Below are 9,304 nucleotides of genomic sequence, written 5' to 3'. Positions count from 1 at the left end.
CGGTCGATCCCGACTCACGAGGATGCGCTGCGCGGGGCGATCGATGCCTTCGATTCCCACGGGCCGTCGCTCGCGGACCTGGGTATCGCGGCAGTAGGCCACCGCGTCGTCCACGGAGGCTCCCGGTTCTCCGCTTCGGCGCCGATCGACGACGCACTGATCGCCGAAGTCATCGAACTGGTACCACTCGCCCCGCTGCACAACCCCCCGAACCTGGAGGGAATCCGAGTAGCACGCCGGCTCTTCCCCGACTTGCCACAGGTCGCCGTCTTCGACACCGCGTTCCATCAAACCCTGCCTCCGCAGGCCTACACCTATGCGGTGCCGTTGACCTGGCTGGAGGACCACGGGATCCGCCGCTACGGCTTCCACGGCACATCGCATGCGTTCGTCTCCCACGAGACCGCTCGGCTGCTCGGACGCGATCCGGCCGAGACGAACGTCATCGTGCTGCACCTCGGCAACGGATGCTCGGCCTCGGCCGTCCGAGGCGGCCGGTCGGTGGACACCTCGATGGGCCTGACTCCGCTGGAGGGGCTCGTGATGGGGACCCGTTCCGGCGATGTGGACCCCGCGATCCCGGCGTACCTGGCTCGGGAACTGGGCATGTCCGTGGACGAGATCGACCGAGCGCTCAACTCGGAATCGGGACTGAAAGGGCTGGCCGGCGAGAACGACTTCCGCGAACTCTCGCGACTGCGCGCACGGGGTGACGAGCACGCCAGTCTCGCCTTCGACGTCTACTGCCACCGGATCCGCAAGTACGTCGGCGCCTACTACGCCGTCCTGGGAACAGTCCATGCCGTCGTCTTCACCGCCGGTGTGGGTGAGCACTCCGCGGAGGTCCGGGCTGCGGCACTGTCCGATCTGGAACGCCTCGGGATCGCCATCGACCACGATCTCAATGGCGCACCGGTGACCGGAGCCCGCCGGATCTCCACCGATGACAGCGAGGTCACGGTTCTCGTCGTCCCGACGAACGAAGAGTGGCAGATCGCTCGCGAGACGCTCAGCGTCGTCAGGACTTGATGAATCCTCTGAGTCCGGGACTTTCGGCCCTACTCCGACGACCCGCGGCGAGCGACCGTTGTCCGCATGGACACCCCCCTTCCCACCCGCGTTCCGCCTTCGATCACCCGGACGAAGCGCGGCTAGTCCATCGTGAGGAGACCACGATGACCACGCAGCAGCGCGGATTCGATCATTCCCGGCTCGAGATCGTCAGCCCGGCAGACTGTCTGCGTCTGCTCGGATCCGTCCCTCTCGGGCGCCTCGTCTACACCTACGGCGGCCTCCCGGCGGTCCGGCTGGTCAACTTCGTCCTGGACGACGACACGATCGTGTTCAGCACCGGACCGGGTGACAAGCTCCGGGCTGCTGAACGCGGCGACGTGGTCGCCTTCGAGGCCGACGACGTGAACCTCGAGCGCCATGTCGGCTGGACCGTCACAGCCATCGGCCACTTGTCCGTCGTGACCGCGGACGAGGCCGCGGCGCTCCGCGGTGCCCTGCCGCTGCATTCCTGGCTGCCGATGGACGACCCGGACCTGGTCCGGCTGGGCATCGAATCTCTCCACGGACGACGCCTCGTCCCGTGGGGCCAGCGTCCGCGAGCAGGCGCATAGGCCCCCGGGACGCCGGTTTCCATCCACCGTGGCAGTCCGTATCGTGGGGCCCGTGGCTGATGACTCGCGGGCGGTGCGGGGGAGCTGGGACGAGTTGGCGCTGGAGTTCGCAGGACTGTCCCGGGTGCGTCTTGACGCCCTCCTGCAGGAGTTGCTCGGTCGCGTCGACGAGATCATGGACACCCAGGAACGGCTGCGCGCGTTGCTCGACGCGGTCGTCGGCATCGGCGCGGACCTCGACTTGAACAGCACCCTGGACCGGATCGTCACCGCGGCCTGTGAACTGGCCGGCGCCCGGTACGGCGCTCTCGGTGTGGTCGGCCCCGACGGCAAGCGGCTGGTTCGCTTCATCACGCATGGCGTGACCGACGAGGAGATCGCCGCGATCGGCCCGTACCCGGAGGGTCACGGCATCCTGGGTCTGCTGATCGAGCACCCCGAGCCGCTGCGCATACAGGATCTCGCCGAACACCCCAAGTCCTACGGCTTCCCGGCGAACCACCCGCCGATGAAGAGCTTCCTCGGCGTCCCGATCCAGACCCGCGAGCACGCCTTCGGCAACCTGTACCTGACCGAGAAGACCGGCGGCGCCGACTTCACCGAGGACGACGAACGCACGGTCACCGCCTTGGCCGCGGCCGCCGGTGTGGTGATCGACAACGCCCGGCTGTACGCCGACACCGAGCAGCGCCGGCGCTGGCACGAAGTCACCGCCGAGATCACCCAGCTCATGCTCGGCGAGTTCGATCCCGACCAGGCACTCCAGCTGATTGTGCAGCGATCCCGCGAGGTCTCCACCGCACACGTCGCCGCCGTCCTGCTCGCCGAGGACGCGGACCTGGTCGTGCGTGCCGTCGACGGACCACCGGAGTTCCACCAATTTCTCGGCCGCCGTGTCCCGGCCGACCTGCCTGTGCTCGGCCTCGCGAGCACCAGATCCGAGCAGGTGGTGATCGAGGACCTGGCTCAGTTCCTGAAGGACGCCGGCGGACTGACCGACTTCCCGGAGGGGTCGAGTCTCGGCCGTACGACGATCTCGCCGCTACCGGCCGGCAGCACCGTCACCGGCGGAGTCCTCGTGGTGGCCTCGGAACAGGGCTCGAACACCCGGATCTCCGACGGTGCGGACCTGGTCCGCCTGTTCGCCGGCCAGGCCACGCTGGCCCTGGAACGTGCTCAGGCACAGCACGACCGCGACATGCTCGCCGTGCTGGAGGACCGCGACCGGATCGCCAGAGACCTGCACGACCTGGTGATCCAGCGACTCTTCGCCACCGGCCTGCAACTGCAGGGCATGCACCGGCTCGCCCGCCCCGAACATCAGGAACGACTGAGCCGGGCGGTCGACGACATCGACACGACCATCCACGACCTTCGTGCCGCGATCTTCCAGCTCCAGCAGGCACCTGGCTCCAGTTCGTTGCGCGGCGACCTCCAGGCGCTGGTCGCGGAGTACACCGAACCACTCGGATTCCGGCCTCAGCTGATCTGCACCGGCCCGATCGACACCGTCGTACCGGATCTCGTCCGCCCGCAGATCCTCGCCACCGTCCGGGAGACGTTGTCCAACGTCGTCCGCCACGCCCAGGCATCCCAGGCCACCGTCGAGGTGTCCGTCGGCTCGGGGGAGGTGACGGCCCGGATCTCCGACGACGGCGTCGGCATCGGGGCCAGCGATCGCAGAAGCGGGCTGCACAACCTCGCCGAGCGCGCCGAGGCCCTCGGCGGCAGCGTCCGGCTCACCGGCAACGAGCCGCACGGCACCGTGGTGGAGTTCAGGGCGCCGATCGGCGACTGACCGACTGCCGAACGGCCTCCCGAGTCGGGACTCTTGCCCGCAGCGCCACCCTCCTCCCCGGCGTGAAGCTGAAGTATCACCAGTGGGAGGAGCCACCGATGTCGGACCAGCACTTGCCGGCGGAGCACGTCGACAGCATGCTCGCAGCGGCCATCGCCGCGCCCAGCATGCACAACACCCAGCCGTGGCGGTTCGAAGTGAACGGTCACGTCATCGACCTCTTCCTCGACGGCTCACCCACCCTGCCCGCCGAGGACCCCACCGGCCGGGCGATGCGGATCGCGGCCGGCGCCGCCACCTTCAACCTGCGCTGTGCGGCCGCCGCACTCGGGTACGGCACCTGGTACGGCCTCGCGCCGTACCCGGAAGAACCCGACCTGCTGGCCCGCATCGTCATCGAACCCACCAGCGCCCAGGACGACGACCTTCGCAACCTCGCCGAGCAGATTCCGCACCGGCACACCGACCGTCGCCCCTCCGATCCCACGCCGTTGGCCGAGAAGATCCGCATCGGTCTGCTGCAGGCGGCGTACGCCGAGGGCGCCGAGCTGACCTGGCTCGGCGAGCCCGAGATCCACGCCGTGCTCGACCTGGTGCTCGACACCGACCTGCGCGAGATCGGCGACTGGCACCGCCGCGCCGAACGCGCCCACTGGGTCGGCGGTGAGCGCACCACCGAAGGAGTACCGAGCTCGGCGCTCGGACCACGATCCACCAGCTACCCGGCGGCCGTTCGGGACATGGCCACCCGGCCGACCGACCGGACCCGCGGACAGAGCACCTTCGAGGCCAACCCGGATCTCGCCGTACTGTCCACCGACTTCGACGAGCCCGCAGACCAGGTCACCGCCGGCAGCGCGCTCGAACGTGTCCTGCTGACCGCGACCCGAGAGGGCGTCAGCGCGTCGTTCCTCAACCAGCCGCTCGAGTTCGAGGACCTGCGCCGCAAGGTGCAGCGCCTCACCCAGCGGCCGGGACACGCCCACATGATCATCCGCTTCAGTCGCAGCCATCCCGGCACCGGGACCGCTCGCCGGCCCGTGGCGGAATTCGTCACCACCAAAGGGCAGTCATGACCACCACCCTGCACCAGGAGATCGAGCGGTGGGAGGCCGACCTCGAGCGCATCGCGGAGAACAGCGCGGCCGACGACTGGTTCCTGGAGGAACGCCGCTTCGCCGAAGCGCAGCACACGATCACCGCCTACCGCGGCCGCATCCTGCCCATCCTCACTCAGCAGCCGCACGACGCGAGCATCGTCCACGAGATCGAGCACCTCATCGACCACCTCGAAGACCTCCGAAACGACCTGTACCGGACCGTCCACCCGCCGACCTCCCACCAGGAGATCGCCGAGACGGTGGCCGCCCTGCGCGCCCTGTCCCGGGTCGCGCTCAGGTTCGAGCGGACCCTCGAAGACGTGCGATGACCAGTCTCACCTTCCTCGGCGCCGCCGGGACGGTGACCGGCAGCAAGTTCCTGGTCGAGCGGGGCGGGCACCGGATCCTGGTCGACTGCGGCCTGTTCCAAGGCGACGCCCGCTGGCGCCGGCGCAACTGGGATCCGTTCCCGGTGAATCCGGCGTCACTCTCGGCCGTCGTCCTCACCCACGCCCACCTGGACCACTGCGGCTATCTGCCGAGCCTGGTCCGCGAGGGCTTCCACGGCCCGGTGATCTGCACCCCGGGTACGGCGGAGGTCGCGGCGATCGTGCTGCGCGACGCCGCGCATCTCCAGGTGGAGGACGCCTTGCACGCCCGCGAGGGCGGGTACTCCCGGCACGACCCGCCGCTACCGTTGTTCGACGCCGCCGCTGCCGAGCGCGCCATCGGCCTGTTCCGGCCGTCAGTGGGCCGGCTCGAACTGCCCGGTGACACCACCGTCACCCTCTATCGCGCCGGCCACATCCTCGGCTCGGCCTTCGCCGTCCTCGATCAGGACGGCCGCCGTCTGCTCGTCAGCGGCGATCTCGGCCGCCAGGAACATCCACTGCTCCTGCCACCCGAACTTCCGCCGGCCGTCGAGACCATCCTGGTCGAGTCGACGTACGGCGATCGCCGCCATCAGCCACTCGACCACGCCCGGCTGGCCCGGCTGATCAGCGCGACGGCCGCTCGCGGCGGTGTCGTCCTGATGCCCGCGTTCGCCATCGACCGGACCGCGGTCCTGCTGCACGAGCTCACCGGTCTGGCTCACGACCGCCTGATCCCCAGGCTGCCCGTCTAGGTGAACAGCCCGATGGCCCTGGCCGCGCTGAACGTCTACCGCGCCGCTGTCGAGGCCAAGTCACCCGAGCTCCGGCCCGACGTCGTCGGTGGCCCGGACCCCTTCGATCCAGGCGACCTGCGCCTGGTTCACTCGGTGGAGGAATCCATCCGGATCAGCGATCCCGGCCGTCCGTCGATCGTCATCTCGGCATCCGGCATGGCCACCGGCGGCCGGGTCCTGCACCACCTGGCCCGACTGCTGCCGAGCGCCCGGAACACCGTTGTACTCCCGGGCTTCCAGGTGCCGGGCACCCGGGGCCGGGCGCTGCTCGACGGCGCCCGTTCGGTCAAGATCCACGGCCGCTACGTCCCGGTCCGCGCACAGATTGTCGGACTGTCGGAGTTCTCCGCGCACGCCGACTCCGACGAGCTGATCGCGTGGCTCTCCGTAACACCTCGGGCACCGCAGGTCGTCCATGTCGTGCACGGTGAGGACCACGCCCGCGCCGAGCTCGTCCGGAGGATCCAGGACGAGCTCGACTGGACCGCGGTGGCGCCGAGCCACCTCGAGCGGATCCGACTCTGATCACGCGTCGTCCGCGCGCATGCGGCGCGCGTGCCAGTCGGGTTCGGGGTTTGCCGGTGTGAGGCGCATTCTGCTGTCGACCGCGAAGGCTCCGGACGGGCCGGCGATCAGCGGGTTGATGTCGAGTTCTGCGAGCTCGGGAACCTGTTCGGCGAGCCAGGCGATGCGGTGCATGACGTCCAGCACGGCCTCCTGGTCCGCAGCTTGGGCGCCGCGGTAGCCGGCCAGCAGTGGTGCGCAGCGCAATGCGTGCAGCGTCTCGGTGGCGTCGAGGTCAGTGAGCGGTAGGCCGCGCCACTGGCGGTCGGCCAGCAGGTCGGTGAGGATGCCACCGCTACCGGCCATGAGCAGCGGGCCGAACAGACGGTCCCGCACCACGCCGATCACCAACTCGGTCCCAGCCGGCGCCATCGCCTGCACCACGACCTGCGGGTCCCCGGCCGCGGCGACAACCTCGTCGTACGCCGTCGCCACCTGCACCGAGTTCGCCAATCCAACCCGCACACCGCCGATATCGGTCTTGTGCAGGACGCCGGGCGCGGCAGTCTTGAGTGCGACCGGATAGCCCGCCGACTCGGCCGCCGCGATCGCCTCGGAACGACTCGCCGCGGCGAGAACCGGAATCGCCGGAACCCCGGCGCACTGCAGAAGCTGACCGGCCTGCAACGGCCCCAACCAGCCACCGCCCGGGCTCTGCTCGAGAAACCACCGCACGACAGCTCGCGCTCCAACCGCATCGACCCGGGCCAGGTCCGGTACGACGCCCTGCGGCTGCGACCGCCACTCGGCGTACTGAACGGCGTGGGCCAACGCGCGCACGGCGCTCTCCGGGAACGGGAACACCGGCAAGCGACGGCCGTCCGCGAGCGCGATCTCCGGCGCGGCGTGAGTCGCACCGACACAGTTCACGACGATCGGCACCTCGGCCTGGGTCGCGGTCCTGGCGACGGCGTCGTAGATGTCCTCGACCCGGCCGGCGCGCGTCGCGGCATAGCAGACCAGCACGATGTCGGCCTCGCCGCTGTCGACGATGACCTTCAAGGCGTGGGCCAGGCTCTTCGGTGACGCGGCCGCACCGAGGTCGACGGGGTTGCCGCTCCCCACCGCACCGACCGCACTCAGCTCGGCCTGAACGGCCGGGCTCAGCTCCGGCAGTTCGAGACCGAGCCGGCCGGCCGCGTCCGCGGCGAGCACTCCGGCACCACCCGCGTTGCCGACGACGGCGAGCCGACGGCCACGAGGCAACGGCCGGACGCTCAGCACCCGGGCCGTCTCCACCAGTTCCTCGACGGTGTCCATCCGCAGTACGCCGGACTGCGCGAACAGCGCGTCCACAGCGGTCTCCGGAGTCGCCGCCGCGGCAGTGTGCGAGGCACCGGCTCGCCGGCCACCCGCCGAACGACCGCCCTTCACGACGAGAATCGGTTTTGTCCGGCCGACCAGCCGGGCCAGCCCGCCGAACTTGCGCGGGTTCCCGAACGACTCCAGGTACAGCCCGATCACCGCGGTCCGCGGGTCGCCCCACCAGTGCAGCAGCAGATCGTTGCCACTGACATCGACTTTGTTGCCGAGCGAGACGAACTCGGAGATGCCGAGCCCGGTCCGGGCGGCCTGGTCGAGCACCGCGATGCCGACCGCACCGGACTGCGCCGCGATCGCCAGCGTTCCGCGCGTCGGCGAGACCTCGGCGAAGGTCGCGTTCAGGTTGATCGCCGGGTCGGTGTTCACCAGCCCGAGACAGTTCGGACCGATCAGCCGGATGCTGTGCCGGCGAGCGACCTCGAGGATCTCCCGCTGCGCCTCGTGCCCGGCAGCCCCGAGCTCGGAGAAGCCGGCGGTCAGCACCACTGCTCCCCCGACGCCCTTGGCGCCACAGTCGGTCAGAACCTGCCGTACCTGCTCGGCCGGGACCGCGATGATCGCGAGATCGACCTCACCGGGCACGTCCACGACCGACGGGTACGACGGCAGGTCCGCGACCCGGTCCGTGTGCGGATTGACGGCGTACACGGGTCCGGTGAAGTTGCCCTTGACAAGGTTCCGCAGGACCTCGTGGCCGATCCCGCCGGGGGTCCGGCCGGCGCCGATCACCGCCACCGCGCGGGGTGAGAACAGCCTGTGCAGCGAACGGTCTTCAGCCGCCCGCTCGCGGTCGGCCATCCGTTCCAGCGTCGAGGGCCGGTACGCCGTGTCCAGCACCAACTCGACCACACCGCTGTCGAGCCTGCGGACCTGTTCGAAGCCGGAGTCGGCGAACACGCGCAGCATGCCCGCGTTCTCGGCCAGAGTGTCGGCGCGCAGCCGCTGGATCCCGTTCTCCCGGGCCATCGCTGCGAGCTGCTCGAGGAGAAGGGTGCCGATCCCGCGGCCATGCACCGAATCCTCCAGCAGGAAGGCCATCTCGGCCTCGCCCGCGCGCAGCGGTTCGTAACTCGCCACGCCCACCAGTTGGCCGCCGTACTCGGCCACTACCGCGACATGCCCGTCGTGGACTGTCGCCAAGTGGTGCGTGTGCTGGTCGGCGTTCGATCGGCTGATCCCGAAGAATCGCAGGTAGATCGACCGGTCCGACACCCGCCGGTTCATCGCCTCCAGCGCGGGCTCGTCGTCCTCCCGGATCGGACGGATCCGCACCACCGACCCATCCGAGGCGAGCACATCCCAGCCCGCGCCGGGGCGCCCACCCACTTGCTCGACCGCCGTCATGACGTCTCCTTCCGACACCCCACCAGCTCACCGCGGCGAAGCCCGCCCAGGCCAGTGCCGATGGGTCCCACGACGGCGGGACCTTCGACTCTGGGTGACCACGGCCCGATGCCGCGACGCTGGGAGCCATGGATGAGCTCACCGGTAAGCCGCTGTCCGCCGACGAGGTGGCCGATCTCGACGCCTATTGGCGGGCGGCCAACTATCTGTCCGCCGGCCAGATCTACCTCCTCGGCAATCCCCTGCTCAAGGAGCCTTTGCAGCCGGAGCACATCAAGCCGCGCCTGCTCGGTCACTGGGGTACGACGCCTGGGCTGAACATGCTCTACGCGCACCTCAACCGGGTGATCCGGCGCCGCGACCTGACCATGATGTACGTCAT

8 protein-coding genes and 1 pseudogene are annotated in these 9,304 nt (G+C 69.8%); 8 read left to right on the top strand and 1 reads right to left on the bottom strand.

From position 1 onward, the window contains the following. The 7 genes from AB0E63_RS45620 to AB0E63_RS45590 all read left to right on the top strand — a co-directional run. The coding region (locus tag AB0E63_RS45620) for an acetate kinase (protein WP_360380933.1) at nt 1–1,029 on the top strand (1,029 nt) is incomplete at its 5' end. Nucleotides 1,030–1,175: 146 nt separating this feature from the next. Then, a complete protein-coding gene (locus tag AB0E63_RS45615) occupies nt 1,176–1,625 on the top strand; it encodes a pyridoxamine 5'-phosphate oxidase family protein (RefSeq protein WP_360380930.1) in 450 nt (149 codons plus the stop codon). Between the two features lie 52 nt (nt 1,626–1,677). Continuing rightward, nucleotides 1,678–3,423, top strand: a complete 1,746-nt coding sequence (locus tag AB0E63_RS45610) for a GAF domain-containing protein (RefSeq protein ID WP_360380928.1) — start codon at nt 1,678–1,680, stop codon at nt 3,421–3,423. 98 nt (nt 3,424–3,521) lie between these two features. Continuing rightward, on the top strand, nt 3,522–4,499 hold the full coding sequence (locus AB0E63_RS45605; protein ID WP_360380926.1) for a nitroreductase family protein: 978 nt from the start codon (nt 3,522–3,524) through the stop codon (nt 4,497–4,499). After that, a complete protein-coding gene (locus AB0E63_RS45600) occupies nt 4,496–4,852 on the top strand; it encodes a hypothetical protein (RefSeq protein ID WP_360380923.1) in 357 nt (118 codons plus the stop codon). Before AB0E63_RS45605 ends, AB0E63_RS45600 begins: the two co-directional genes overlap by 4 nt. Further along, the gene (locus tag AB0E63_RS45595) at nt 4,849–5,649 is read left to right on the top strand and encodes an MBL fold metallo-hydrolase (protein WP_360380920.1); all 801 of its coding nucleotides are present in this window, start codon (nt 4,849–4,851) and stop codon (nt 5,647–5,649) included. The genes AB0E63_RS45600 and AB0E63_RS45595 overlap by 4 nt, the downstream gene beginning before the upstream one ends. Beyond that, nucleotides 5,650–6,216 carry an MBL fold metallo-hydrolase RNA specificity domain-containing protein gene (locus tag AB0E63_RS45590; protein WP_360380917.1) on the top strand — a complete coding sequence of 189 codons (567 nt, stop codon included), beginning with the start codon at nt 5,650–5,652 and terminating at the stop codon, nt 6,214–6,216. It abuts the gene before it with no gap. Here AB0E63_RS45590 and AB0E63_RS45585 read toward each other — a convergent pair whose 3' ends face one another. Further along, complete coding sequence (locus AB0E63_RS45585; RefSeq protein ID WP_360380914.1) at nt 6,217–8,922, bottom strand: GNAT family N-acetyltransferase; 2,706 nt, start codon at nt 8,920–8,922, stop codon at nt 6,217–6,219. A 128-nt stretch (nt 8,923–9,050) separates the two neighbouring features. On the opposite strand from AB0E63_RS45585, the pseudogene AB0E63_RS45580 reads away from it, so the two are divergent. Then, nucleotides 9,051–9,304, top strand: a pseudogene (locus AB0E63_RS45580) (phosphoketolase); the annotation flags it as partial.

It is taken from the genome of Kribbella sp. NPDC026596 (assembly GCF_040638415.1).
GTDB lineage: Bacteria > Actinomycetota > Actinomycetes > Propionibacteriales > Kribbellaceae > Kribbella.
The sequence above is the reverse complement of the archived record's forward strand: the minus strand, read 5'-3'. Positions and strand labels throughout refer to the sequence as shown.

Bases quoted from the DNA above. Each gene is read 5' to 3' on its own strand.
- AB0E63_RS45615 (WP_360380930.1), top strand. From the start codon at position 1,176: ATGACCACGCAGCAGCGCGGATTCGATCATTCCCGGCTCGAGATCGTC.
- AB0E63_RS45605 (WP_360380926.1), top strand. From the start codon at position 3,522: ATGTCGGACCAGCACTTGCCGGCGGAGCACGTCGACAGCATGCTCGCA.
- AB0E63_RS45600 (WP_360380923.1), top strand. From the start codon at position 4,496: ATGACCACCACCCTGCACCAGGAGATCGAGCGGTGGGAGGCCGACCTC.
- AB0E63_RS45595 (WP_360380920.1), top strand. From the start codon at position 4,849: ATGACCAGTCTCACCTTCCTCGGCGCCGCCGGGACGGTGACCGGCAGC.
- AB0E63_RS45585 (WP_360380914.1), bottom strand. From the start codon at position 8,922: ATGACGGCGGTCGAGCAAGTGGGTGGGCGCCCCGGCGCGGGCTGGGAT.